Genomic DNA, 24,344 nt, shown 5'->3' with positions numbered 1-24,344 from the left:
CCTGAAGGGAGGGCGCCATGCAGATCGACATCGCGGCGGTGGAGAGTGCGGCGGGTCTTGAGCTGGCAGGTCCGCCCCTGCGCGCGCGGCCGTGGCTGCGCCGGTTGGACGACGGGCTGGGCTACCTCGTGGAGATCCCGGCGGCGCTGCTCGTGCTGGCCGAGATCGGCGTGCTGCTCGGCGGGGTGGTGAGCCGCTACGTGTTCCGTGAACCGCTGGTCTGGTCGGACGAACTGGCCTCGATCCTGTTCCTGTGGCTCGCCATGCTGGGCGCCGTGGTCGCCTTCCGCCGCGCCGAGCACATGCGCATGACCGCGCTCGTCGCCATGAGCGGCCCGCGCCTGCGCGCCTTCCTGGAGACGGTCGCCCTGGTGGCCGGCCTGATCTTCGTGGCGCTGCTGCTGGAGCCGGCCTGGGAGTTCGCCAGCGAGGAGGCCTTCGTCCAGACGCCCGCGCTGGAACTCAACAACGCCTGGCGGGCCGCCGCCCTGCCGGTCGGCCTCGGCCTCATGCTGGTCGTCGCGGCGATCCGCCTGCTGGAGACCGCCGACTGGCGCCTGACCGTGGGCGCGCTGGCGCTGGGCGGGGGCCTCGCCGCCGGGCTGGTGGCGCTCCAGCCCTGGTTCGCGGGGCTGGGCAACCTCAATCTGCTGCTGTTCTTCGTCCTCGGCGTCGGCGCGCTGGTCTTCTCCGGCGTGCCGATCGCCTTCGCGTTCGGGTTGTCGACCTTCGCCTACATCACGCTCACCACCAACGCGCCCTCGATGGTGGTGGTCGGGCGCATGGACGAGGGCATGAGCCACCTCATCCTGCTGGCCGTGCCGCTGTTCGTCTTCCTCGGCCTGCTGATCGAGATGACCGGCATGGCCCGGGCCATGGTGGGCTTCCTGGCGAGCCTGCTCGGCCACGTGCGCGGCGGGCTGCACTACGTGCTGGTCGGGGCGATGTACCTCGTGTCGGGCATCTCCGGCTCGAAGGCGGCCGACATGGCCGCGGTCGCGCCCGTGCTGTTCCCCGAGATGAAGGCGCGGGGCGCCAAGGAGGGCGACCTCGTGGCGCTCTTGGCCACGACGGGCGCGCAGACCGAGACGATCCCGCCCTCGATCGTGCTGATCACCATCGGCTCGGTCACGGGGGTGTCGATCACCGCCCTGTTCACCGGCGGCCTGCTGCCGGGCCTCGTGCTCGCCGTGACGCTCTGCGCGCTCGTGTGGTGGCGCTATCGCGGCGAGGACCTGAGCCACGTCGCCCGGCCCGCGCGGCGGGTCATCGGCCGGGCCTTCGTGGTGGCGGTGCCGGCGCTGGCGCTGCCCTTCGTGATCCGCTTCGCGGTGGTCGAGGGCATCGCCACCGCCACCGAGGTCTCGACCATCGGGATCGTCTATGCCGCATTGGCAGGGCTGCTGATCTACCGTCAGTTCGACTGGCGGCGGCTCTACCCGATGCTGGTGACGACCGCGACGCTGTCGGGGGCGATCCTGCTGATCATCGGCGCGGCCACCGGCATGGCCTGGGCGCTGACCCAGTCGGGCTTCTCGCAGACGCTGGCGGTGACGATGAAGAGCCTGCCCGGCGGGGCGATCGGCTTCCTGTTCGTGTCGGCGGCGGCCTTCATCGTGCTGGGCTCGGTGCTGGAGGGCATCCCGGCGATCGTGCTGTTCGGCCCGCTGCTGTTCCCGATCGCCCGGCAGGTCGGCGTGCACGAGGTCCACTACGCGATGGTGGTGATCCTCGCCATGGGCATCGGATTGTTCGCGCCGCCCTTCGGCGTCGGCTACTACGCCGCCTGCGCCATCAGCCGGATCCACCCGGACGCCGGCATGCGCCCGATCGTCGGCTACATCCTGGCCCTCCTGGTCGGCCTCCTCGCCATCATCCTCGTCCCCTGGTTCTCCATCGGATTCCTCTGACACGATCCGGACGGCCCCAGACACCGAGAACCCCGGACGGCTGCGCTGCCGTCCGGGCCGCGCCCGCGCGCCGTGATCCCGAACCGCCCGAGCCTCCGCCATGCCAGACACGACAAGCCCGACGCTCACAGCCCGGATGGCCGATGCGATCCGCTTCCTCGCCCTCGACGCGATCGAGCGGGCAGGCGACGGGCATCCCGGCGCGCCTCTGGGCTGTGCCGAGATCGCCGTGGCGCTGTTCACGCGCCATCTCCGGTGCAACCCGGCAGATCCGGAATGGCCCGACCGCGACCGTTTCGTGCTCTCGAACGGGCACGGCTCGATGCTGCTCTACGCCGCCCTTCATCTGGCGGGCTATGCCGGACTGCCCATGGAGCAGATCCGGCGCTTCCGCGAACTCGGCTCCCACACCCACGGCCACCCCGAGATCGCGCCCGAACTCGGCATCGAGGCGACCACCGGCCCGCTCGGCCAGGGTATCGCCAACGCCGTCGGTATGGCGGTGGCCGAGGCCAAGCTCGCGGCCACGTTCGGCCCGGAGCTGGTCGACCACCGGACCTACGCCCTCGTCGGAGACGGCTGCCTGCAGGAGGGCATCGCCCACGAGGTGATCTCGCTCGCCGGCCACCTCCGGCTGTCGAAGCTCACGTTCCTGTGGGACGACAACCGCATCACCGACGACGGCGCCACCGACCTGTCGATCTCGGAGGACGTGCGCGCGCGCTTCCGCGCCGCCGACTGGCAGGTGATCGACGCGGACGGGCACGACGTCGAGGCGGTCTCGGCCGCGATCCGGCTCGCCAAGGGCGATCCGCGCCCCAGCCTGGTCGCCTGCCGCACCGTGATCGGCCGCGGCCTTCCGCGGCTCGAAGGCCAGCGCGGTGCCCATGGCGGCCGCGTGTTCGAGAGCGACCTCGCCGAGGCGCGGGCGGCCCGGGTGTGGGACCATCCGCCCTTCAGCGTGCCGGACGACGTCGCCGAGGCATGGCGCGCAGGCGTCTCGGGGCGCAACCGCGCGGCCTACGACGCGTGGCAGGCCCGCCGTGAAGCCCTGCCGCCGCGGGTGCGCGAGGCTTTCGACCGGGTGAGCGCGGCCCGCCTGCCCGAAGGGTGGCGCGCGCCGCTCCGCGCGCTCCGCGACCGCCTCGCCGAGGTCGGAGAGGCGCGCCCGAGCATCGAGGTCTCGGCGCAGATTCTCGCCACGCTATCCGGGGCGATTCCGGAGCTGTTCTCCGGCGCGCCAGACCTGGAGGGCCCGACGCGGCACAAGGGCGAACTGCACGCCTTCACCGCCCGGGACCGCACCGGACGCTACCTGCATTACGGCATCCGCGAGCACGCGATGGGCTCGATGATGAACGGGATCGCGGCCCATCGCGGATTGGTGCCGGTGGGCGCCACCTACCTCGTCTTCTCCGATTACATGCGCCCGTCCCTGCGGATGGCAGCGCTGATGAACCTGCCGGTCATCACGGTCTACAGCCACGACTCGATCGCCATCGGCCGCAACGGCCCGACCCACCAGCCGGTGGAGTACCTCGCCGCGCTCCGGGCGATCCCGAATATGCTGGTCCTGCGCCCGGCCGACGCCGTCGAGACCGCCGAATGCTGGGAGATGGCGCTGGCCAACCGGCACGGGCCCACGTCCCTGATCTGCTCGCGGCAGGCGTTGCCGGCCCTGCGCCGTCCCGGGGGGAGCGAGAACCGCAGCGCACGCGGCGCCTACGTGCTGGCGGACGCCGAAGGCGCGCGACGCGTGACGCTCATCGGCACCGGCTCGGAGGTGGCGCTGGCCCTGGCCGCCCGCACCGTGCTCCAGGCGGAGGGCGTGCCGACGGCAGTGGTCTCGATGCCGTCCTGGGAGGCGTTCGCCGCGCAGGACGACGGCTATCGCCGGAGCGTCATCCCGCGGGACACCGTCCGGGTTGCCGTGGAGGCGGCCCTGCGGTTCGGATGGGACCGGTGGATCGGCGAGGACGGCGGGTTCGTCGGCATGACCGGCTTCGGGGCCTCGGGGGCGCCGGACGAACTGTTACGCCACTTCGGCATCACGGCCGAGGCGGTGGTGGAGACCGCGCGCACGCGCCTTCGTTGAAGGCGGCGCGGATCCTTCAGATCATGCCGGCTGCGCCGGTGCGCGCGATGCGCTCGCGCTGCTCCGCGTAGCGACCGGCCGCGGCGCGCCGCACCGCCACGCCGAGGCGGCCCGCGATCTGCCCGAGAAGCGGTGCGGGACGCTCCGCGCGGAAGCCGACGAGGTACGCGAGGGTGGCCATCGTGCCCGATCCCGACAATGACCGGGCAGGACGCCCGATGCTGCGACGCAATATGCGACGCCTCCGGCGGGCGCGTGAGGGGCTCCGCGCGTCACCTGCCATGCAGCGAAAACATGCGCTGATGATTGGATCTTAACCCGTCGGCGGGACGGCGTGCGTCCGGCGTCTCCCGGGCGCGTGCAGTGCGGCGAGACAGGCCGGGATATCCTTCAACCGTCGGCGGGTGCGGGCCCGTCGAGGGGCAGGCAGCTCCGGGCCTCCAATGCCTCGCGGATCGCGCGCTTGGTGACCTTGCCGTAGCCGGATTTCGGCAGCGCGTCCCAGAAGAATACCCGCTTGGGCAGCTTGTAGCGGGCGACCTCGCTCGACAGCCACGCGATCAGTTCTGCCTCGTCCACCTCCGCCCCGGGGCGGACCACGCAGACCGCCACGCCGACCTCGCCCCAGGCGCGATCGGGCACCCCGAGGATCGCGGCCTCGGAGATCGCCGGGTGCTTCAGGAGCTTCTCCTCGGTCTCGCGCGGGTACACGTTCGAGCCGCCGGAGATGTACATGTCCGATGCGCGACCCGTGATGAACAGGAAGCCCTCCGCGTCGAGATGGCCGAGATCCCCCGTGCGGAACCAGCCGTCGCGGAACGCCGCTTCGTTGGCCTCCGGGTTGTCGTAGTAGCCCGCGAACACCGCCGGGCCGCAGACGCAGATCTCGCCGGTCTCGCCCGCCGGCAGGTCCCGCCCCTCCCCGTCCTGGATCTGCACCTGCATGCCGGTGCGCTCGATCCCGCAGGTGCCGACCTTCACCCCGGGCCCGTCCTCGGCATCGTGGAGGCGCGGCGGCAGCACGGTGATGTTGCCCGTCACCTCCCCGAGCCCGAAATACTGCACCAGCACCGGACCGAGCACGCGCAGCGCCCGCTTCTGGTCCTCCCGGTACATCGGCGCGCCGGCGTAGATCACGTGGCGCAGGCTCGCGTGGTCGTGCGCCTCGACCGCCGGGTGCTCGGTGAGCAGCTTCACGATGGTCGGCACGGTGAACAGGTTGGTGATGCACCAGCGCTCCACCAGGGACCAGACCTCGGCGGGGTCCAGGCGCTCGCCGGCGGTGAGCACCGTCTTCGCGCCGGCTGCGACCTGCGCGAGCTGATGGATGCCAGCCCCGTGCGAGAGCGGCGCGACGACCAGGGAGGCGTCGGCCTCGGTCGTGCCCGGCATCAGGTCGCAGAGATGGTTGGTGACCACGAAGGCCATCTGGCCGTGGGTCAGCACCGCCGCCTTCGGGCGGCCAGTGGTGCCCGAGGTGAAGAAGAACCAGCACGGATCGTCGTGCGCGACGTCGGCCGTCGGGGCGGCCTTCCCGTCATGGTCCGCGACCAGGGCATCGTAGTCCATCCCGAAGGCGCGTCCGCCGATCTCGACCACGAGGCGCAGATCGGGGACGGCCTCGCGCACCGCGGCCGCGTGGTCGGGGAACACGGCGCCACAGATCAGCGCTGAGGCTCCGCTGGCCCGGGCGAGGTAGGCGACCTCCGCGGGCGTCTGCCGGAAGTTCGTCGGCACCCAGACGGCGCCGAGCCGGAAGCAGACGAACATCGATTCGAACAGCTGGTTGCCGTTGCGCGCCTGGACCAGCACGCGGTCGCCCTTGACCACGCCGCGGGCCGCCAGCGCCGCCGCCATGGCGTCGACCCGGGCGTCGAGGCCGCCCCAGGTCCAGGTCCGGTCGCCCCAGGCGAGGCCGATCGCATCCGGCCAGCGGCGGGCCGTCCGGCGCAGAAAATGCGCGAGATTCATCACCCGCCGGGAACGGGGTGCGACGCCGCCGTGCGGCGCGGACCCCGGCCCGCTCATCAGGAGAGCTTCCCGCAGGCCTTTTCCAGGAGGGACCAGCCCTCCTCGCCGTAGCGGCCCTTCCATTCGGCGTAGAAGCCGGCCTTGCGCAGCTTCTCCCGGAAAGGCTCCGGGTCTGGCTTGTTGAACACCATGCCGTTCTTGGTCAGGTCTTCCTGGAGGCTGGCGTTGAGCTTGGCCACGTCGGCCCGCTCCTTCATCCCGGCGTCGTTGATGTGGCGCGCAACCAGCGTGCGCAGATCCTCTGGAATGCGCTCCCAGGCGCGGCGGTTCGCCAGGAACCAGTAGCCGTCCCACATGTGGTTGGTCAGCGAGCAGTATTTCTGCACCTCGTAGAACTTCGTCGTCGCGATCACCGCGAGCGGGTTCTCCTGGCCCTCGACGATCTTCGTCTGGAGGGCCGAGTAGGTCTCGTTCAGGTTGATCGAGGCCGGCGCGGCGTCGAAGGCCCGGAACATCGAGGTCCAGAGCGGCGAGACCGGCACGCGGATGCGGAAGCCCTTGAAGTCGTCCGGGCTGGCGATCGGCCGCGTCGAGGACGTGGTCTGACGATACCCGTTGTCCCAGATCTTCTCCATCGCGACGAGGTTGGCCTTGGCGATCTGCTGGCGGACCCAGGCCCCGAGTTCCCCGTCCATCGCCGGCCACACGGCGTCGTAGTCCGGGAAGGCGTAGCCGATGCCGTTGATCGAGGCGTTGGGCACCAGGGTCGAGAGGATCAGCGGCGACATCGTGAAGAACTCGACGCTGCCCGAGCGCAGCTGGCTCAGGGTGTCGGTGTCCGAGCCGAGCTGGCTCGATGGGAAGATCTTGAGATCGAACCGGCCGCCGCTCTCGGCGCGCAGCGCGTCCGCCATCTCGCGGGCGCGGACGTTCATCGGGTGTGTGTCGGGCAGGTTGTTCGCGTATTTGTAAGTGAAGTCGGCCCGCTGCGCCCGCGCCACGTGCGGCGCGGCAACCGCTCCGGCGAGGATCGCGGTCGAGCCGGCGGACAGGAACCGGCGACGGGACAGGGGCAAGCGGGATTGAGGCGACATGGGCAGCCCTCACGGATGTGGGCGCGCGGGCCCGGCGTTTCCTCAGGGTCCGCATGCGTGCGCGGACTCTCTGTACGCTGACGCTTCGATAGCCGCTGGCCGGACCCAGTCAACGGGCCCTCCCCGGCTCGGCTGTCGGACCGGTCGACTTGTCAGCGTCCGCGAGGTTGCAGCGCCGGATGGGGACAATCGTGCCGGTGCGCCCGATTTTCCATGCGGACGCCCTGCGTCAGGCGCCCGTGGAGGCCTGCTCTGTCCCGGACCCGGTGTACAAGGGCGCCGCGTTCGCTGTGATCGCCCGCCCCTGTCGATCTCACTCGAAGTCGATCTCACTCGAACATGTCGGGCTGCGTCGCGGCGATGTGGCTATAGAGCGTCTGGAAGTGCAGCCAACCGATGTAGTCGCTGCCCACATGCTCGCGGCTGTAGCGGGCGGTCTTCTCCGAAATCATCTGCGGCTTGATTCCGGTAGCTTCGACCAAGAGTTGCTGCTTACAGGCACGCTCAAGGGCGATGAACCAGAACGCCGCGTCGTCGATGCTGTGGCGGCTGCAGGTCAGCAGACCGTGGTTCTGGTGCAGGACACCACGGTTACGACCGATCTGCTTGGCGACCGACGAGCCGCTCTCCTTCTCGACCGCGACCGCTCCGGCTGAGGCGCCGATGACCGCGTGGCTGTTGTAGAAGGCCGCCGCGTCCTGGCTGATCATGTCGAGCGGCCGACCGGTGGCGCACCATGCGGTACCGTAGGTCGTGTGCGCGTGGCACATCGCCATCACGTCGGGGTATTCATCGTGCACGGCGGCATGCAGTACGAAGCCCGCGCGGTTGATCGCGTATTGCCCCTCGACCACGTCGCCCTTGTGGTCGGCGAGGATGAGGTTCGACATGCGCACTTGGGAGAAGTGTACGCACATCGGGTTGGTCCAGTACAACTCCGGATGCTCGGGATCGCGAATCGTGAGGTGCCCGGCAAAGCCATAGTCGAAGCCGTGCATCGCGAAGGCGCGGCAGGCCGCCACCAAGTGTTGCTTGCGATACGCGCGCTCCTCGGCGTGATTGGCGAATTCGGGAATCTCAGGGAAGATCAGGCCAGCCTGCTCGGGCTGGTAGATCGATGTCCGCTTGCGGCCAGCGCTGTCGTTGGGCAGGTCGATGGCGACCTCGCTGTCGTGAGAATGATCGTCGAGCATGACTTATCCTTTTGTCAGGTGGAGCGAGGGGTGAGGGCCGTCAGCGGTTGACCAGGCGCTTGGGCATCGTCAGCGCGAGGAGGCTGCCGATCGCGAGACAGGCGGCCAGGGTGTAGACGCCGAGACTCGTGGACTTGGTGGTGTCGATGATCCAGCCGATCAGGTAGGGGCTCACGAAGCCCGCGAGGTTGCCGACCGAGTTGATCACCGCGATGCCGGTCGCAGCTGCGGCACCCGCCAGGATGGCGGTCGGCAGGCACCAGAACTGGGCGAGCGTCACGAGCACGCCGATGGTCGCCACGGTCAGCGCGGCCTCGGCGACGACCAGATCCGTGCTGAACCGGATGCTGACCAGCCAGCCCACCGCACCGACGAGGCCCGGCACCACGATGTGCCAGCGCCGCTCCCGGGCCGCGTCGGACAGGCGACCGACCGCGATCATCGCCACCGCCGCTGCGCCGTAGGGCAGCATCGTCAGGAGACCGATCTGCAGGGGGTCGGCGACGCCCGCGCCCTTGATCAGGGTCGGCAGCCAGAAGCCGACGCCGTAGAGCCCCATGATGAAGAAGAAATAGATCCCGCAGAGCAGCCACACCCAGCCGCTGGTGAAGCCGTCCCGGAAGCGGTGCGCGGTCACGGTGGCGGCATCGGCGGCGACGTTCTGCGCGAGGAGCGCCTTCTCCTCCGGGCTCAGCCACTTCGCCTTCTGGATGCCGTCGTCGAGATAGGCGAGGACGCAGAAGCCCAGCACGAGCGAGGGCAGCGCCTCGATCAGGAACAGCCACTGCCAGCCCGCGAGGCCGCCGGCCCCCGCGAATGCGTTCATGATCCAGCCCGACACGGGGCCGCCGATCAGGCCGGCGATCGGGATGCCGGTCATGAACATCGCGATGATGCCGCCGCGCCGGTCGGACGGGTACCAATAGGTCAGGTACAGGATCACGCCCGGGAACAGGCCCGCCTCGGCGAGGCCGAGGAGGAACCGCAGCACGTAGAACAGCGTCGGTGTCGTCACGAACATCATGGCGGCCGAGATCACCGCCCAGCTCAGCATGACCCGGGCGATCCAGATCCGGGCGCCGACCTTGTGCAGGATCATGTTGCTCGGCACTTCGAACAGGAAATAGCCGATGAAGAAGATCCCGGCGCCGAGGCCGTACACGGTCTCGCTGAACCGAAGCTCGCCGAGCATTTGCAGCTTCGCGAAGCCGACATTGACCCGATCGAGGTAGGCCGCGACGTAGCAGGCGAACAGGAACGGCACGAGGCGCCATGTGACCTTGCGATAGACGCGGGTCGTCTCGTCGATATCGGGTTCGACGAGGGTCATCACCCCTTGGGCCATCTGGTTCATCTCCCTGATCTTTTATCGTTAGCGTGGCCGTCTTCGCGGCGTGCGGGCACTATCGTGCCGCCCGTGGCCATTGACAAACGACGATTTTTCACTCTTTCCGTGAATCTGATTCATGGATTGGGCGATGCGGCGGATCCCGAGTTTTCCCGCGCTGCGGGCCTTCGAAGCTGCTGGGCGTCTCGGCAGCTTCGCGCGGGCAAGCGAGGAGCTGCACCTGACGCCCTCGGCGGTGAGCCATCAGATCCGCGCGCTGGAGCGCTCGCTCGGACGCGCGCTGTTCCGCCGGGCCAATCGTCAGGCCACGCTGACCTCCGACGGCGAACGCCTGTGCGCGGGCCTCTCGGAGGCCTTCGACGCGATCGAGGCGGCCTGCGCCGAGTTGAGGCCGCCGCCGCCCTCGTCGCTGGCGGTGCATTGCACGCCGAGCTTCGCCGCCAAGTGGCTCGGCCCGCGGCTCCCGTCCTTCGTGGAGACGCATCCCGGCATCGGTATTCGTCTCTCCAGCAACGCCGATCCGGTCGATCTCGGCCGGCACGAGGAGATCGACATCCTGATCGCCTACGGCCGCCCCCCGCGCGGCCCCGGACTGGCGGTCGAGTCACTCGGCCGAGAGGAGATCGCGGCGCTCTGTTCCCCGGAACTCGCCCTGGCGATCGGGCCGATCGAGCCCGGCGCGGTCGAGCGCTTCACCCGTCTGGACTCGTCGTTCAGCCCGGTGCGGTGGCCGGACTGGTTCGCGCTCAACGGTCTCCCGTCTCCGGCCGCCGCGGCCGGGCCGGCGTTCGACCGGGGCTCCCTGGTGATCTCGGCCGCCGTTCAAGGGCTTGGGGTCGCCCTCGAGAGTCTGCGGTTCGCTCAGGCCGAACTCAGTGCCGGGCACTTGGTGCGTCTCGGCGACGGCCGGGTGCAGAGTCTGTACCGGGACCTCCATTTCATCTGCTACCGCGAACGGGACGGGGAGCTGGAGAAGATTCAGGCCTTCCGCCGATGGCTTCTGGACGTGGAACGGGAGAGCCGAGCCGCACGCTGAAATTCGGCCCCCCGTCCGACAAGTCGGCAGCGGCGCCCCACAGCGAAGCCGATCATCCCGGCCCCAACGTCACGGTGCCGCCAGCCAGAAGGCGTCGCCGGCCGCCTCCGCCTGCCGAGTCAGGAACTCCGAGACCACCCTCACCCGCGGCAGGTCGCGCGTGTCCGCGTGGGCGATCAGCCAGTAAGCACGGAGGATGCGGACCTCCTGGGGCAGAATCGAAGTGAGATCAGGGCATCCACGCGCCATGAAGTGTGGGAGCACGCCGAGACCGGCCCCGCCGCGCACCGCCTCAAGCTGGGTGATGACGTTCGAGATCCGCGCCTGCGGGTGGATCGTGGGCGAGATCTGCGGGAGGTAGTTAAGCTCGCTCGTCCAGAGCAGGTCCTCGACGTAGCCGGCCCAGCGGTGGCGCGGGAGGTCCTCGACCGTCTGGATCGGGCCGGCATGCTCCGCGTAGCCGCGCGCCGCGTAGATGCCGAGAGCGTAGTCGACGAGCTTTCGCGCAAAGAGTCGGCCGGTCTCCGGCCGAGTCATGCTGACGGCGAGGTCGGCCTCGCGCTTCGATAAGCTGAAGCTGCGCGGGTTGGCGACCAGCTCGATCTCGAGCGCCGGCTGGGTCGCGAAGAGATCGGCTAGGCGCGGGGCCAGGAAGTATGTCCCGAACGCCTCCGGCGTGCCGAGGCGCACTGTGCCACTCACTTGGTGCGACGCCTCGTCCAGGCGCGCGCGCAGAGTGAGCGCCAAGCTCTCCATGCGTTCCGCGTCAGCGAGCAGCCGCTCCCCATCGGCAGTGAGGGCGAAGCCGGAAGGGCGACGGTCGAACAGGCGGGTGCCGAGGGCAGTCTCCAGAGCCGCCACCCGCCGGCTCAGGGTCGAATGATCGACGCCCATGCGCTGCGCCGCGACGGTGAGCCGCCCGACCCGCGCCACGGCGAGGAAAGCGCGCAGGTCGTTCCAGTCAAAGTCGGACATGGTCGGTCACGTATGCGAAAACCTGCACGGCACCTTTGCGATCCTTCGCATGGGCGTGCGGATTTCCGCATGATAATTCCGATCCCGCGCCAAAGTGCAAACGCGGCCGGGATCGGCACCGGGTTGACTTGCCCGAGACCGGACCGCCCGCGAGCCGATCCGGGAGGTCGCCCAATGTCCTTGTTTTCCAAACTGCAGCGTCGCGCCAGTGAGGGCCGGCCGGTCCGGGTCGGCCTTATCGGCGCCGGCAAGTTCGGCTCGATGTACCTGTCGCAGGCGCCGCGGACCCCCGGGATCCACCTCGTCGCCGTGGCCGACCTCTCGCCCGACCGCGCGCGGCAATCGCTGCGGCGCGTCGGCTGGGACGAGGCGCGCTTCACCGCCACGGGCATGGAGGCCGCCGCGCACGCCGGCACGACCTTCGTCACGGACGATGCCGACGCGATGATCGCGAGCCCGTTCGTGGAGATCGTGATCGATGCCACCGGCAGCCCGGCCGCCGGCATTCGCCACGCGCTCAGGGCCTGCGACCATGGCAAGCACATCGTGATGGTCAACGTCGAGGCCGACGTGCTGGCCGGCCCGCTGCTGGCCCGTCGGGCCGCGGAGGCGGGCGTGATCTACTCGATGGCCTCAGGCGACCAGCCGGCGCTCATCGCCGAACTCGTGGACTGGGCCCGCACGATCGGCCTGGAGGTGATCTGCGCCGGCAAGGGCACGAAGTACCTGCCCGCATTCCACGCCTCCACCCCCGACACGGTCTGGGGCCATTACGGCTTCAGCGCGGAGCAGGTCGCGGGCGGCGACTTCAACGCACAGATGTTCAACTCCTTCCTCGACGGCACCAAGTCGGCGCTGGAGATGGCGGCGGTGGCCAACGCCTGCGGGCTGACGCCGCCGCGCGACGGACTGGCCTTCCCGCCCTGCGGCGTCGACGATTTGCCCAACGTCCTGCGGCCGGTGGCCGACGGCGGCATCCTGGCCGACCGTGGCACGGTAGAAGTGATCTCTTCGCTGGAACGGGACGCCCGCCCGGTGTTTCGCGACCTGCGCTGGGGCGTCTACGCAGTGTTCGAGGCGCCGAGCCGCTACGTCCAGGATTGCTTCGCGCAGTACGGCCTGAAGACCGACGATTCCGGCCGTTACGCCGCGACCTACAAGCCCTATCACCTGATCGGCCTGGAACTCGGGATCTCGGTGGCCTCCATCGCGGTACGCGGCGAGGCCACGGGCGCGACGACGGAGTGGCGCGGCGACGTGGCGGCCACCACCAAGCGCGCGCTCCGGGCCGGAGAGCGGCTCGACGGTGAGGGCGGCTTCACGGTCTACGGCAAGCTGATGCCGACCGCCGATTCCTTGGAGCAGGACGCCCTGCCGATCGGGCTCGCGCACAACATGGTGCTGAAGAACGACGTGCCCGCCGGCCGGGCCGTGCGCTGGAGCGACGTCGAGTACGACGCAGGCAGCCAGGCGATCCGCGTCCGCCGCGACATGGAGGCTGTGTTCCGCGCCGAGATGGACCTCGGATCGCCGACGCGGAAGGTCGCCTGATCGGCTCGTCGCGCCCAGCCGCTCACGCGCGGCGGGGCGCCTGATCGATCGCTGGCCGCGCGCAGGTTCCGCGGCTGGCCCCCTGTTCCAGACCAACGCAACAGAGCCCGCAAAGTGGGCCGATCGGAGCAAGCGATGCAACACGCAGCCAGCATCGGCCTGAGTGCGCCGGTAGCCAAGACCAACGTCTACCGCAAGATCACATGGCGGATCATGCCGTTCATCGTGCTTTGCTACTTGTGCGCCTATCTCGATCGCGTGAACGTCGGCTTCGCCAAGCTGCAGATGATGACCGACCTCGGTTTCAGCGACGCCGTCTACGGCTTCGGCGCCGGCGTGTTTTTCATCGGCTACTTCATCTTCGAGGTTCCGAGCAATCTCGCCCTGCACAGGCTCGGTGCCCGGGTCTGGATCGCGCGGATCATGATCACCTGGGCGATCATTTCGGCCCTAACGCTGTTCGTCACGACGCCTCTACAGTTCTACACGGCGCGCTTCTTCCTCGGTCTTGCCGAGGCAGGCTTCTCGCCCGGCATCATGCTCTACCTGACCTACTGGTTCCCAGCCAGGAAGCGCGGCTTCGCGCTCGGCTTTTACTACATCGCGATCCCGCTCGCAGGCGTGGTCGGCGGCCCGCTTTCCGGGATGATCCTCCAGCACTTCGACGGTTCGACCGTGATGAAGGCGTGGCAGTGGCTGTTCCTGTTGGAGGCGGCGCCTTCGCTGATCGCAGGCATCGCCGTGCTGTTCCTGATGGTCGACCGACCGGAGCAGGCGACGTGGCTCAGCGACGCCGAGAAGGCCGAGGTCGGTGCCGAACTGCTCCGGGAGGACGACGGCAAGGTCGTCCACGCGACCTCCGGGGCGTTCCTGCGGGATATCCGGATCTGGAAGCTTAGCGCCGTCTACTTCATGACGATAATCGGCCTTTACGGTATCAGCTTCTGGCTGCCTTCAATCGTGAAGAACTCCGGTATCGCCAATGTCGAAATGATCGGATGGCTCTCGGCCGTTCCCTACCTCGTCGCGATCCCGACAATCATCCTCACCGGCATCAGCGCGGATCGCACCCGCAGACGGCGCGCACATTTCTCCGCGGCGCTCGCCGTGGGCGCGATCGGGCTGGCGCTCAGCGGCTATGTCGGCCAGAGCCCGATGGCCGCGGTGTTCTGGCTCAGCATCGGAACGGCGGGAATGCTCTCGGCCCTGTCGCTATTTTGGGGCGTGCCCTGCGCCTTCCTGGCAGGGACATCGGCCGCGGCCGGCATCGCGACGATCAACTGTGTCGGCAACCTCGCCGGCTTCGTCTCGCCCTACATGGTCGGCGGACTGAACGTTCTCACCGGCAATCCGGCGATCGGCCTCTACGCGGTGGCCGCCTGCATGTTGGTGGGCGCGGCCCTCATTCGGATCATCCCAGCCTCACTGGGCGATCGGTGATCTGCCGTTGGCAATCCCTCGACCTGAGGGCCGCTGGTGCTTCGGCAAGATCCCGCCGCGCACCTTCCTTGGCGCTCACCGCCACGATGACGGCGACCGAGACGATGCGCCCGTCCCGGCGCACCTTCGGGTAGGCAGCATCGATCGTGAGATACGGCCATTCGCCCTCGATGGGACGGTCGAGGAACACGTCCACCGAGCACGTCGAGATGCCCTGGATGGAGGCCTCCTGGATCACGGCGGTGAGCGCCTTCTCGGCCATCCGCCGTGGCTCCAGGAAGCTGCCGAAAGTACGAGCCTTTCCGCAGCTTCGGGATGCGCAGTTCCACCGTGCCCGCCCGGGTCTTCCAGTCCCGATCACGATGGCCGTCGCGCTGGACCACGCGCTCGGTGGCCTTCTCCCGTGGGCCGCGCCCGTCGGGCCACCCACCTCCAGTTCCATCAGTCGCTCGACCGCGCAGCCGATCTTCCCGCAAAGCAGATCCGCGTCGGCGCCCGTCTCCATCTGCGGGCGCCCATCGCGACTTGCCACGATGGGCGCCCGCCCGAGCAGGGTCATCATCGCGTCGGTCATCGGGGGCTCTCGGGTTCGGGGTTGGCTGTCGCAACCCGACCCGACCCGGCAATCGCTGACGACCGCCCCTCGGCTAAACCAAACCCGGGGACACGACCGCCGGTGAGGCGAGGATTGTGATTCTGAGCAACTAATTGCTGTCCGATCGACCGCTCCTCAGCTTCTGTAACGGAGGCATCAGAGTGAGGAGCGTATGGCGAACGGCGCAATCGGGCTTCCAGACCCGCCTCCCTTCGATCCCGATGCAATTCCCGACGACGCAACCCTTCTGCGTGGCGGGACCGCCCTCAGACTGGCGTGGCGCGATGGGCTGTCAGCGGCGCTGCCGGCGGAGCGTCTGCGCCTGCATTGCCGCTGTGCGTGGTGCACCCGCGACCGCATCGAGGACCGCTTTCCGCAGGCTATCCCGGACATCGCGGTCACCCGGGTCGACCATATGGGCGGCTATGCCGTCCATATCGCGTTCTCGGACGGCCATGCCCGTGGAATTTTCCCCTGGACTTACCTGCGCGCCCTCGCGGCGGAGGCGGTCGGAAGCCATTCCGCCGCGCCGCAAGCCGCCTGACTCCGATCCAACCACTCGGCGATCGCACAAGCGCCGCCCGCCCCGTTGACGCGAGACTTTTCCATGAGCGCCTTCGAATCTGCGACGAAGACCGAGATCATCGAGACCGACATCCTGGTGATCGGTGGCGGCACCGGTGGTCCGATGGCCGCCATCAAGGCCAAGGAAGCCGACCCCAAGCTCCGGGTCGTCCTGATGGAGAAAGCCAACGTCAAGCGCTCGGGCGCGATCAGCATGGGCATGGACGGGCTCAACAACGCCGTCGTGCCGGGCTACGCCACGCCCGAGCAGTATGTGAAGGAGATCACGGTCGCCAACGACGGCATCGTCAACCAGAAGGCGGTGATGGCCTACGCGCAGGGCTCCTTCCCGATGATCCAGTACCTCGACAAGCTTGGGGTCAAGTTCGAGAAGGACGGCTCCGGCGAGTACAACATGCGTAAGGTCCACCACATGGGGACCTACGTCCTGCCGATGCCGGAGGGACACAACGTCAAGAAGGTGCTCTACCGGCAACTGCGCCGCCTGCAGGTCGGCGTGACCAACCGCTACATGGCGACGCGGCTGCTGAAGGGGCCAGACGGCCGCATTGCCGGTGCAATCGGCGTCAATACCCGCACGAGCGAGTTCCTGATCGTAAAAGCCAAGGCCGTGGTGCTCGCCTGCGGCGCCGCCGGTCGCCTCGGCCTGCCGGCCTCGGGCTACCTGTTCGGCACCTACGAAAACGCGGCCAATTGCGGCGACGGCTACGCGATGGCGTACCATGCCGGCGCGCAGCTCGCGAACCTCGAATGCTACCAGATCAACCCGCTGATCAAGGACTATAACGGGCCCTCCTGCGCCTACGTCACCGGCCCCTTCGGCGGCTATACCGCCAACAACCGCGGCGAGCGCTTCATCGAGTGCGACTACTGGTCGGGCCAGATGATGCTGGAGTTCTGGCGGGAGCTGCAGGGAGGCAACGGCCCGGTCTTCCTCAAGATGGACCACCTGCGCGAGGAGACGATCTCCGAGATCGAGACCATCCTGCACTCGAACGAGCGGCCCTCGCGCGGGCGCTTCCACGAGCGGCGGGGCACGAATTACCGCAGGCGTCCGGTAGAGATGCACATCTCCGAGATCGGCTTCTGCTCCGGCCATTCGGCGTCGGGCGTGTTCGTGGACGAGCACGCGCGCACAACGGTGCCGGGCCTCTACGCGGTCGGCGACATGGCGAGCGTACCGCACAACTACATGCTCGGCGCCTTCGTGAACGGCGGCATCGCGGGCGCCGACGCCGCGGCCTACTGCTCGGCCAACGCGCTGGCCGACCACGACGAGGCCGACATCGTCGCGGAGCGGGAGCGGGTGCTGGCGCCGACCCGCCGCGACGACGGGCTCACCCCGCACGAGATGGAGTTCAAGACCCGCCGCCTCGTCAACGACTATCTGGAGCCCCCGAAGGTCACGGCCAAGATGGAGCTGGGCCAGCGCCGCTTCGCCGAGATCCGCGAAGACCTCGGTCTGCTCTGCGCCCGCGACCCGCACGAGCTGCACCGGGCGCTGGAGATGCAGACGATCCTCGACTGCGCCGACATGGCGGCGGCCGCCTCGCTCTACCGGACCGAGAGCCGTTGGGGCTTCTACCACCTGCGCGTCGACCATCCCGAGACGAACGACGCGGAGTGGAACTGCCACACCGTGCTGTTCAAGGACGATCAGGGCCGGATGGCCCACGCCAAGCGCGCGGTCGACCCGTTCATCGTGCCGGTCGCTGCCGAGGAGATGGGCGCCTATCACCAGCTCCGCATCAAGACGCCGGCCGCGGCCGAGTAATCTGACCGAAAATTCCGGAGATTGTTCCATGCCGATCATCAATCAGGCAAGCAGTTCGGCCGTCGTCATCGACGACGAGAAGTGCATTGCCGAGAAAGGCTGCCGTGTCTGCGTCGATGTCTGCCCGCTCGACATCCTCGCTATCGATGAGACACGGCAGAAAGCGTATATGAAATACGACGAATGCTGGTATTGCATGCCCTGCGAGGTCGACTGCCCGACCAATGCGGTCAAGGTCAACATCCCGTACCTGCTGCGCTGAGGCCGCCCATGAGCCCCGTATTCGAAACCTTCGACGACGATCTCGATGATCTGGCCGAACGCTGCGCCAGCGCCGACCCGGGCGTCCGGCGCGTCGCGATGATGGAGCTTGCCGAGGCCGTTGGCCCCGAGGCCAAGGTCCTGCTGCTGAAGGGGCTCGGCGACACGGATGCCACCGTGCGCGCGGCTGCCGCCAAGGCGCTGGACGAGCACGACGGCGCGGACGTCGTCGAGGGCCTGGTGCGCTCCCTCGAGGATTCCGACGAGGCCGTGCGCCGCATCGCCGCCGACACCCTCGCCGAGAAGAAGGAACCGGCCTGCGGCCCGCTCCTGATCGAGCGCGCCGAGCACGCCGACCCCTTCGTGCAGGCCTCGGCCCTCCGCGCCCTGCGCGAGCTCGTCTTGCCGGATGCCTTGTCGGCGGCCCTGAAGGCGCTCCAGAGCCCCGCGCCGGAGGTGCGCCGCGAAGGTCTCGGCGTCATCGGCTACCTCAAGGCCGAGGAAGCGCTACCGGCGCTGATCGCCACTGCGGGGGATCCCGACCCGACCGTCCGGCGCGCGACCATGTCGGCTCTGGTCTTCCTGCGCCCCGGCGGTCCCGGCATTTCCACCCTCGTGGCCGGGCTCTCCGACGACAACTGGCAGGTGCGCGAGGAGGCGGCCGTCTCATCCGCCAAGATCCGCCTGCCCGAGGCGATCCCGCTTCTGATCGCGGCGATGGATGATCCCGTTTGGCAGGTCCGCACGAAGGCGGCCAACGCCCTGGGCCGGATTAAGGCCGCGGCCGCGGTCGATGTGCTGGGGCAGGCGCTGGCATCCGAGGTGAGCAACCTGCGCAAGGAGGCCGCCGCCGCGCTCGGCGAGATCGCCGACCCGCGGGGCCTCGCCGCCCTGGAGGCCGCCGCCAACGACCCCGATCCGGACGTGCGCAAGTTGATCCACTGGGCGATCGGCCGTTGTCAGGGGCGCCCCTGACCGATTCGATGGCTGGCCCCGATGCGGCGCCGTGACCGTTCCCGGTCCGGCGCCGCAATGCGTTTGCGAGCGGCTTGCCGGGATCGGACACCGCGTGCGTGATCGGTCTTCAGTTTGGACTTGGTATAGGGTTTGCTGCGCCGCCACATGCGATGTGGAGGAGCCGGCAATGCAGACCATGGCGCCGATACGCCCATCTCAGGCCTCGATGAGGTTCCCCGCGCAGGCGAACGCACTTCTCCTCTCTGAAGCCGCGCCCCGGGCCGGCACCGGCCAGCGCCCGCTGCTCGACGGCCTGACCGAACGCGAGATCGCCCTCGTTATGGAAAAGGGACGGCGCCGGGTCCTTTATCGCGGCGCGACCCTGTTCACGCAGGAGACGCCCAACGACGGAATCTGGATCGTCGAGAGCGGCCGCATCCGGGTCTTCTACGCCGCCCCCTCCGGCCGCGAGATCACGCTGGCATACTGGTATCCGGGCAACTTCGTCGGCGGACCCGACGTGTTCGGCACCGGCCTCCATAAGTGGTCGGGCATGGCGGCGAGCAATTCTAGTGTGCTGCACCTGCCGGGCAACGCCCTGCGGCAGCTCGTGACGCAGATCCCGGCGCTGGCCATTGGCGTGATCGACGGCCTGACCTTCAAGGGGCGCTGCTATTCGACCCTGGCCCAGATGCTCGGCACCCGCTCGATCACCGAGCGCCTCGCCCATCTCCTCATCCACCTCTGTGACCTCTACGGCGTGCCGGAGGACGACGGCACGGCGATCGCGACGACCTTCACCCACGCCGACCTCGCCCACATGGTCGGCGCGACCCGGCAATGGGTGACGATCAGCCTGAAGCGGCTCTCGGAGCAGGGCGTCGTTGCAACGCGGCGTGCGCAGATCGTCGTGCTGCGGCCTGCGGTGCTCGCGCAAATGCGCGGCGGCGAGGACTGCGCCTAAATCCAATGCTTCCCGCCTAAATCTACAGCACATCTGAAGCGGCACGGCCTTTTTGAGCAACTAATCGACTCTCGCAGTCTCTATGCGTTTGATCGAACTTGCCGCGGGACCCGATCATGCTCCCGATGCCGGTGCGGCATCGGACCGGAACGACGGAGCGTGCGATGGCAAGACGGTTTTCCGGGCTCGGATCGGTGTCCGGTCTCGCGCTTCTCACACTCGCGGGGGCCGCGCTCGACACGCCGGTCCGCGCCGAGCCGCTCACCGTCGGGATCGGCACGCAGGACACGACCACCAACACGGCGACGGTCGGCGTGGTGATCCGGCAGCTCAAGCTCCTGGAGAAATACCTGCCCAAGACCGGCAAGTACGCGGGCAAGACCATCCAACTCGACTGGCAGAATTTCACCTCCGGGCCGCCGGTGACGAACGGCATGATGGCCGGAAAGCTCCAGTTCGGCGCGATGGGTGACTATCCCCTGGTCGTCAACGGCGCCACCTTCCAGAACAATCCCGAGAGCAAGTCGCAGTTGATCGCGGTCGCGGCCTACAATCTCTATGGATCTGGCAACGGCATCGTGGTCAACAAGGAATCCGAATACTTCTCTTTCGAGGATCTGAAGGGCAAGGTCGTCAGCGTGCCCTTCGGCTCGGCCGCCCATGGGATGGTGCTGAAGGCGCTCCAGGACAAAGGCTACCCGGCCACCTATTTTCGCCTCGTCAGCCAGAGCCCGGAGGTCGGTTCGACCAACCTCCAGGAGAAGAAGATCGACGCGCACGCCGATTTCGTCCCCTTCGCCGAACTGCTGCCGTTCCGCGGCTTCGCGCGCAAGGTGTTCGATGGCGTCGAGACCAAGCTGCCGACCTGGCACGGCGTCGTCGTGCGCACCGATTTCGCCAAGGAGTACCCCGAGATCGTCGAGGCCTACATCAAGGCGATCCTCGACGCGGACGCCTGGGTCAAGGCTGATCCGAAGCGCGCTGCCGAGCAGATCGCGGCCTGGACCGGTACCGATAAGGAGGTGGCCTACATCTTCCTCGGCCCCGGCGGGATCATGACCATCGATCCCACGATCAAGCCGCAGCTGATCGACGCCGCGCGCGAGGACGTGAAGGTTCTGCAGAAGCTCGACCGGATCAAAGAATTCGACGTCGGCCCTTGGACCGACGAGGGATTCCTGCGCAAGATCTTCGCGGAACGCGGCCTCGACTACGACCGACAGCGGGCGAGCACTACGAACTACGAGGTGAGCGGCCAGGATACGTTCTGCAAGAAGCCGGTCACCGAGCCGCGCAAGGCCGGCGAGATCTGGGTGAAGGGCGGCGAGATCAAGCCCTATTCCAGCGCCGCCTGCACGCTCGGCGCGCTGAACGAGATGAAGGCCAAGGGCCAGGCGGTCGATGTCGCCTACGTCTTCGACACCGCTCGTGGCATCAAGCTGTTCGCCCGCGAAGCCTTCTACGTGGTGGACGGCACGGGCGGCATCGCGCCCTTTCTGTTGAAACAGGATGCCGAGGCGGCCGCTCGGGGCGGCGGCAAGGTGATGCCCTATGACGAGGCCCTCAAGGCTGCCGTGACGGGAGGCTAGAATTCCATGGAAGCCGTCGCCATCCGTTCCACCGCGAGTTCAGAGCCGCCGCTGATGGGAGGCGGCTCGCAGCCGGCTCTACAGTCCCAGCCCGCGGGCGGTCGTACCCATCGCTGGCTTCGCCTGCACCGGGCTGAGTTCCGCGCCACGCTGATCGGCCTCGTGTCGCTCGCCGTGTTCGTCGCCCTGTGGCAGTATCTGACCGCCAACCGCATCACCCTGTACGTGCGGTTCCTGAACATCCCGACGCCGGTGGACGTGCTGGGACGCGCGGTCATCGCCCTGCACAATCCGGTCTTTGGCGATCACGTGCTGATCTCCTGCCGCCGAATCCTGCTCGGCTTCCTGCTGGCGGGGGGCATCGCGGTGCCGTTCGGGCTGCTGATGGGCCGCTACCGGATCTTGCGCGAGATCGCCTTTCCCATCTGCGAGGTGCTGCGGCCGATCCCGGCCATCGCCTGGGTGCCGATGGCGATCATGCTGTGGCCAACGAATGAGGGCTCGATCGTCTTCATCACCTTTCTGGGCTCGTTCTTCCCGATTCTGATCAACACCCTCCAGGGCATGGCCTCGGTCGATCCGGTGCTGGTTCGCGCCGCCCGGTGCCTCGGGGCTCGAGAGGCGGCGGTGTTCCGCGAGGTCTATCTGCCGGCCTCACTGCCGCAGATCTTCACCGGGCTGACCGTCGGGATGGGCGTAGCCTGGGTCTCGCTGATCGCCGCCGAGATGATCTCCGGACAATTCGGCATCGGATACTTTACCTGGGAAGCGTATTCCCTGGTCCAGTACTCGGACATCGCACTCGGCATGATCACGATAGGCCTGCTCGGACTCGCCTCAAGTTTCGCGATCCGCATCGTCGGCCGCCTCGTCATGCCCTGGGTCGCCCCGCGGTAGAGCACTGTCGAGCACAGCGGCCTCGGCTCCCGCCGTGAAGCCACGGTCCGGCGGCGAGACGATCTCCACGCACACCATCCATCGAGGAATCTGACATGGCCGAAAAGAGCCGGGGCCTGATCGAGGTCCGCGACTTCTGCCTGCGCTACGAGACGATGGAGGGCGCCGTCGAAGCCGTCTCGAACGTGTCGCTCACGGTGCAGCCGGGCGAGTTCGTGTCGATCATCGGCCCCTCCGGCTGCGGGAAGTCGACGCTGCTCAACGCGCTGGCCGGTTTCCTCAAGCCGTCATCGGGGCGGGTGACGGTCGACGGCGAGACGATCTCGGGACCCAGCGCAGACCGCGGCATGATTTTCCAGCAATACTCGTTGTTTCCGTGGATGACGGTCCGGGAAAACGTCGAGTTCGGCTTGAAGATGAGGGGGATTCGACGCGGCGAGCGCGAGCGGCAGGCCCGTACGCTGCTCGGGCTCGCCGGCCTCACGCCGTTCGAGGACTATTACCCCGACCGGCTGTCGGGCGGGATGAAGCAGCGCGTCGGCATCGTGCGCGCGCTGGCCACCGGGCCGCGCATACTCCTGCTCGACGAGCCGTTCGGCGCCCTCGACGCACAGACCCGACTGATCATGCAGCAGATCCTTACCAATATGTGGCAGCGCCTCAAGATTTCGGTTCTGTTCGTGACCCACGACCTCGACGAGGCGATCTTTCTCTCCGACCGCGTCTACGTGATGACCGCACGCCCCGGGAGCATCAAGGCCGAGATCGTGGTGCCGCTCCAGCGCCCCCGGCAGCCGGCCATGACCCTGTCCTCCGAGTTCCTGGGCCTGCGCCGTGGACTGATGTCGCTGATCCGGGAGGAGAGCATCCGCGCGATGGGTGGCGAGGTCAGCGCCGAGGCGATGAAAGGCCTCGCAATCGACCTCGAAGGCCAGGATCTCGCCGCGCTGCTCTGACCCGCGCGCCAACGGAAAGACCGATGACCTACCTCGTCACCGAAAACTGCATCCGCTGCAAGTACACCGACTGCGTGGCGGTGTGCCCCGTCGACTGCTTCTACGTCGGTGAGACCATGTTGGTGATCAACCCGGACGAGTGCATCGATTGCGGCGTGTGCGAGCCGGAATGCCCGGCCGACGCGATCAAGGCGGATACGGAGCCGGGAACGGCAGCCTGGAAGACCTTCAACGCCAAGTATGCTGCTCTTTGGCCCAACATCAGTGAGAAGGCGGAGCCGGCCGAGGATGCCGCGGTTTGGGACGGCCGCGACGGCAAACTACTCGAAGTTTTCGGGGATGCCGATCCGGCGGTCGCCTGAGCGAGAACGAGAGAGCGATGAGCAAGTTCTACGAGGAGCGCGTTCTGTCGGTTCATCACTGGACCGACAACCTGTTCTCGTTCCGCACGACCCGGGACCCGGCGTTCCGGTTCCGCAACGGCGAGTTCACCATGATCGGCCTTGAGGTGGACGGGCGGCCGCTGCTGCGCGCCTACTCGGTGGTCTCGGCCAATTACGAGGAGGAACTGGAGTTCTTCTCGATCAAGGTCCAGGACGGCCCGCTGACCTCCAAGCTGCAGCACCTGAAGGTCGGCGACCCGATCATCGTCGGTAAGAAGCCCACCGGCACGCTGGTGCTCGACAACCTGCTTCCGGGCCGGCACCTCTACCTGCTCGGTACCGGCACGGGGCTGGCCCCGTTCCTGTCGATCATCAAGGATCCGGAGACCTACGACCGGTTCGAGAAGGTCGTGCTGGTCCACGGCTGCCGTCAGGTGCAGGAACTGGCCTACGGCGAGACGATCACGGAGGCCCTCCCGAAGCACGAGTTCCTGGGCGAGATGATCTCGAACCAGCTGATCTACTACCCGACCGTGACCCGGGAGCCGTTCCGCAACCGCGGCCGGATCACCGACCTGATGGTCTCTGGCAAGCTGTTCTCGGATATCGGCCTGCCGGAGATGTCGATCGAGGCGGACCGGTTCATGCTCTGCGGCAGCCCCGACATGATCCGCGACACCCGCGAGCTGCTCTCGGGCCGCGGCTACGAGGAGGGCAACCACGGCGAGGGCGGCCACTACGTCATCGAAAAGGCCTTCGTCGAGAAGTAG

At 68.1% G+C, this 24,344-nt stretch carries 21 protein-coding genes and 1 pseudogene; 15 read left to right on the top strand and 7 right to left on the bottom strand.

Features of this window, described 5'->3' with window-relative positions; all coding sequences use genetic code 11:
• Nucleotides 1-17: 17 nt before the first annotated feature.
• Nucleotides 18-1,910 carry a TRAP transporter large permease subunit gene (locus tag Q8W67_RS25590; protein ID WP_305545069.1) on the top strand — a complete coding sequence of 631 codons (1,893 nt, stop codon included), beginning with the start codon at nucleotides 18-20 and terminating at the stop codon, nucleotides 1,908-1,910.
• 100 nt (nucleotides 1,911-2,010) lie between these two features.
• A complete protein-coding gene (tkt, locus tag Q8W67_RS25585) occupies nucleotides 2,011-4,005 on the top strand; it encodes a transketolase (RefSeq protein WP_305550796.1) in 1,995 nt (664 codons plus the stop codon).
• Between the two features lie 16 nt (nucleotides 4,006-4,021).
• Here tkt and Q8W67_RS25580 read toward each other — a convergent pair whose 3' ends face one another.
• The 5 genes from Q8W67_RS25580 to Q8W67_RS25560 form a co-directional block, all read right to left on the bottom strand.
• Nucleotides 4,022-4,186: a hypothetical protein gene (locus tag Q8W67_RS25580; protein ID WP_305550794.1), complete on the bottom strand. Its 165-nt coding sequence runs from the start codon at nucleotides 4,184-4,186 to the stop codon at nucleotides 4,022-4,024.
• A 209-nt stretch (nucleotides 4,187-4,395) separates the two neighbouring features.
• Nucleotides 4,396-6,033, bottom strand: a complete 1,638-nt coding sequence (locus Q8W67_RS25575) for an acyl-CoA synthetase (RefSeq protein WP_305550792.1) — start codon at nucleotides 6,031-6,033, stop codon at nucleotides 4,396-4,398.
• Nucleotides 6,033-7,070: a TRAP transporter substrate-binding protein gene (locus Q8W67_RS25570; RefSeq protein WP_305550790.1), complete on the bottom strand. Its 1,038-nt coding sequence runs from the start codon at nucleotides 7,068-7,070 to the stop codon at nucleotides 6,033-6,035. The genes Q8W67_RS25575 and Q8W67_RS25570 overlap by 1 nt, the downstream gene beginning before the upstream one ends.
• Nucleotides 7,071-7,399: 329 nt before the next feature.
• Complete coding sequence (locus Q8W67_RS25565; protein WP_305550788.1) at nucleotides 7,400-8,263, bottom strand: class II aldolase/adducin family protein; 864 nt, start codon at nucleotides 8,261-8,263, stop codon at nucleotides 7,400-7,402.
• A gap of 40 nt (nucleotides 8,264-8,303) precedes the next feature.
• Nucleotides 8,304-9,617, bottom strand: coding sequence for an MFS transporter (locus Q8W67_RS25560; protein ID WP_370693959.1), 1,314 nt, complete (start codon nucleotides 9,615-9,617; stop codon nucleotides 8,304-8,306).
• Nucleotides 9,618-9,741: 124 nt separating this feature from the next.
• Here Q8W67_RS25560 and Q8W67_RS25555 point away from each other — a divergent pair, with 124 nt between their 5' ends.
• Nucleotides 9,742-10,647, top strand: a complete 906-nt coding sequence (locus tag Q8W67_RS25555) for a LysR substrate-binding domain-containing protein (RefSeq protein ID WP_305550786.1) — start codon at nucleotides 9,742-9,744, stop codon at nucleotides 10,645-10,647.
• Between the two features lie 69 nt (nucleotides 10,648-10,716).
• Here the strand turns inward: Q8W67_RS25555 and Q8W67_RS25550 are convergent, their stop codons facing one another.
• Nucleotides 10,717-11,622: a LysR family transcriptional regulator gene (locus Q8W67_RS25550; protein ID WP_305550784.1), complete on the bottom strand. Its 906-nt coding sequence runs from the start codon at nucleotides 11,620-11,622 to the stop codon at nucleotides 10,717-10,719.
• A 174-nt stretch (nucleotides 11,623-11,796) separates the two neighbouring features.
• On the opposite strand from Q8W67_RS25550, the gene Q8W67_RS25545 reads away from it, so the two are divergent.
• Nucleotides 11,797-13,173 (top strand): NAD(P)H-dependent oxidoreductase, encoded by a 1,377-nt coding sequence (locus Q8W67_RS25545; RefSeq protein ID WP_305550782.1) that lies wholly within the window; start codon nucleotides 11,797-11,799, stop codon nucleotides 13,171-13,173.
• 135 nt (nucleotides 13,174-13,308) lie between these two features.
• The gene (locus Q8W67_RS25540) at nucleotides 13,309-14,613 is read left to right on the top strand and encodes an MFS transporter (protein WP_305550780.1); all 1,305 of its coding nucleotides are present in this window, start codon (nucleotides 13,309-13,311) and stop codon (nucleotides 14,611-14,613) included.
• A 49-nt stretch (nucleotides 14,614-14,662) separates the two neighbouring features.
• On the opposite strand, the pseudogene Q8W67_RS25535 reads toward Q8W67_RS25540, so the two are convergent.
• Nucleotides 14,663-15,187: pseudogene (locus Q8W67_RS25535) on the bottom strand (transposase); the annotation flags it as partial.
• A gap of 193 nt (nucleotides 15,188-15,380) precedes the next feature.
• On the opposite strand from Q8W67_RS25535, the gene Q8W67_RS25530 reads away from it, so the two are divergent.
• The 10 genes from Q8W67_RS25530 (at nucleotide 15,381) to Q8W67_RS25485 (ending at nucleotide 24,344) form a co-directional block, all read left to right on the top strand.
• Entirely contained in the window at nucleotides 15,381-15,752 is a 372-nt protein-coding gene (locus Q8W67_RS25530) for a DUF971 domain-containing protein (RefSeq protein ID WP_305550777.1), read from the top strand.
• 63 nt (nucleotides 15,753-15,815) lie between these two features.
• On the top strand, nucleotides 15,816-17,567 hold the full coding sequence (locus Q8W67_RS25525; RefSeq protein WP_305550775.1) for a fumarate reductase/succinate dehydrogenase flavoprotein subunit: 1,752 nt from the start codon (nucleotides 15,816-15,818) through the stop codon (nucleotides 17,565-17,567).
• Between the two features lie 28 nt (nucleotides 17,568-17,595).
• On the top strand, nucleotides 17,596-17,829 hold the full coding sequence (locus Q8W67_RS25520; protein ID WP_305550773.1) for a ferredoxin family protein: 234 nt from the start codon (nucleotides 17,596-17,598) through the stop codon (nucleotides 17,827-17,829).
• 8 nt (nucleotides 17,830-17,837) lie between these two features.
• Nucleotides 17,838-18,803: a HEAT repeat domain-containing protein gene (locus Q8W67_RS25515; protein ID WP_305550771.1), complete on the top strand. Its 966-nt coding sequence runs from the start codon at nucleotides 17,838-17,840 to the stop codon at nucleotides 18,801-18,803.
• 169 nt (nucleotides 18,804-18,972) lie between these two features.
• A complete protein-coding gene (locus Q8W67_RS25510) occupies nucleotides 18,973-19,749 on the top strand; it encodes a Crp/Fnr family transcriptional regulator (protein WP_305550769.1) in 777 nt (258 codons plus the stop codon).
• Between the two features lie 164 nt (nucleotides 19,750-19,913).
• On the top strand, nucleotides 19,914-21,338 hold the full coding sequence (locus tag Q8W67_RS25505) for an ABC transporter substrate-binding protein (RefSeq protein WP_305550767.1): 1,425 nt from the start codon (nucleotides 19,914-19,916) through the stop codon (nucleotides 21,336-21,338).
• Between the two features lie 6 nt (nucleotides 21,339-21,344).
• On the top strand, nucleotides 21,345-22,235 hold the full coding sequence (locus Q8W67_RS25500) for an ABC transporter permease (RefSeq protein ID WP_305550765.1): 891 nt from the start codon (nucleotides 21,345-21,347) through the stop codon (nucleotides 22,233-22,235).
• Nucleotides 22,236-22,330: 95 nt separating this feature from the next.
• Entirely contained in the window at nucleotides 22,331-23,191 is an 861-nt protein-coding gene (locus Q8W67_RS25495; protein WP_305550763.1) for an ABC transporter ATP-binding protein, read from the top strand.
• Nucleotides 23,192-23,214: 23 nt separating this feature from the next.
• Complete coding sequence (gene fdxA / locus Q8W67_RS25490; RefSeq protein ID WP_305550757.1) at nucleotides 23,215-23,553, top strand: ferredoxin FdxA; 339 nt, start codon at nucleotides 23,215-23,217, stop codon at nucleotides 23,551-23,553.
• Nucleotides 23,554-23,570: 17 nt separating this feature from the next.
• Nucleotides 23,571-24,344, top strand: coding sequence for a ferredoxin--NADP reductase (locus Q8W67_RS25485; RefSeq protein WP_305547841.1), 774 nt, complete (start codon nucleotides 23,571-23,573; stop codon nucleotides 24,342-24,344).

The organism is Methylobacterium sp. NEAU K, from assembly GCF_030700285.1.
Classification (GTDB): Bacteria; Pseudomonadota; Alphaproteobacteria; order Rhizobiales; family Beijerinckiaceae; genus Methylobacterium.
The sequence above is the reverse complement of the archived record's forward strand: the minus strand, read 5'-3'. Positions and strand labels throughout refer to the sequence as shown.

Coding starts and splice junctions, on each gene's coding strand:
- Q8W67_RS25560 (WP_370693959.1), bottom strand. CDS start 9,617: ATGAACCAGATGGCCCAAGGGGTGATGACCCTCGTCGAACCCGATATC.
- Q8W67_RS25570 (WP_305550790.1), bottom strand. CDS start 7,070: ATGTCGCCTCAATCCCGCTTGCCCCTGTCCCGTCGCCGGTTCCTGTCC.
- Q8W67_RS25520 (WP_305550773.1), top strand. CDS start 17,596: ATGCCGATCATCAATCAGGCAAGCAGTTCGGCCGTCGTCATCGACGAC.
- Q8W67_RS25485 (WP_305547841.1), top strand. CDS start 23,571: ATGAGCAAGTTCTACGAGGAGCGCGTTCTGTCGGTTCATCACTGGACC.
- Q8W67_RS25495 (WP_305550763.1), top strand. CDS start 22,331: ATGGCCGAAAAGAGCCGGGGCCTGATCGAGGTCCGCGACTTCTGCCTG.
- Q8W67_RS25580 (WP_305550794.1), bottom strand. CDS start 4,186: ATGGCCACCCTCGCGTACCTCGTCGGCTTCCGCGCGGAGCGTCCCGCA.
- Q8W67_RS25565 (WP_305550788.1), bottom strand. CDS start 8,263: ATGCTCGACGATCATTCTCACGACAGCGAGGTCGCCATCGACCTGCCC.
- Q8W67_RS25510 (WP_305550769.1), top strand. CDS start 18,973: ATGCAGACCATGGCGCCGATACGCCCATCTCAGGCCTCGATGAGGTTC.
- Q8W67_RS25545 (WP_305550782.1), top strand. CDS start 11,797: ATGTCCTTGTTTTCCAAACTGCAGCGTCGCGCCAGTGAGGGCCGGCCG.
- tkt (WP_305550796.1), top strand. CDS start 2,011: ATGCCAGACACGACAAGCCCGACGCTCACAGCCCGGATGGCCGATGCG.
- Q8W67_RS25555 (WP_305550786.1), top strand. CDS start 9,742: ATGCGGCGGATCCCGAGTTTTCCCGCGCTGCGGGCCTTCGAAGCTGCT.
- Q8W67_RS25590 (WP_305545069.1), top strand. CDS start 18: ATGCAGATCGACATCGCGGCGGTGGAGAGTGCGGCGGGTCTTGAGCTG.
- Q8W67_RS25515 (WP_305550771.1), top strand. CDS start 17,838: ATGAGCCCCGTATTCGAAACCTTCGACGACGATCTCGATGATCTGGCC.
- fdxA (WP_305550757.1), top strand. CDS start 23,215: ATGACCTACCTCGTCACCGAAAACTGCATCCGCTGCAAGTACACCGAC.
- Q8W67_RS25500 (WP_305550765.1), top strand. CDS start 21,345: ATGGAAGCCGTCGCCATCCGTTCCACCGCGAGTTCAGAGCCGCCGCTG.
- Q8W67_RS25525 (WP_305550775.1), top strand. CDS start 15,816: ATGAGCGCCTTCGAATCTGCGACGAAGACCGAGATCATCGAGACCGAC.
- Q8W67_RS25530 (WP_305550777.1), top strand. CDS start 15,381: ATGGCGAACGGCGCAATCGGGCTTCCAGACCCGCCTCCCTTCGATCCC.
- Q8W67_RS25550 (WP_305550784.1), bottom strand. CDS start 11,622: ATGTCCGACTTTGACTGGAACGACCTGCGCGCTTTCCTCGCCGTGGCG.
- Q8W67_RS25505 (WP_305550767.1), top strand. CDS start 19,914: ATGGCAAGACGGTTTTCCGGGCTCGGATCGGTGTCCGGTCTCGCGCTT.
- Q8W67_RS25540 (WP_305550780.1), top strand. CDS start 13,309: ATGCAACACGCAGCCAGCATCGGCCTGAGTGCGCCGGTAGCCAAGACC.
- Q8W67_RS25575 (WP_305550792.1), bottom strand. CDS start 6,033: ATGAGCGGGCCGGGGTCCGCGCCGCACGGCGGCGTCGCACCCCGTTCC.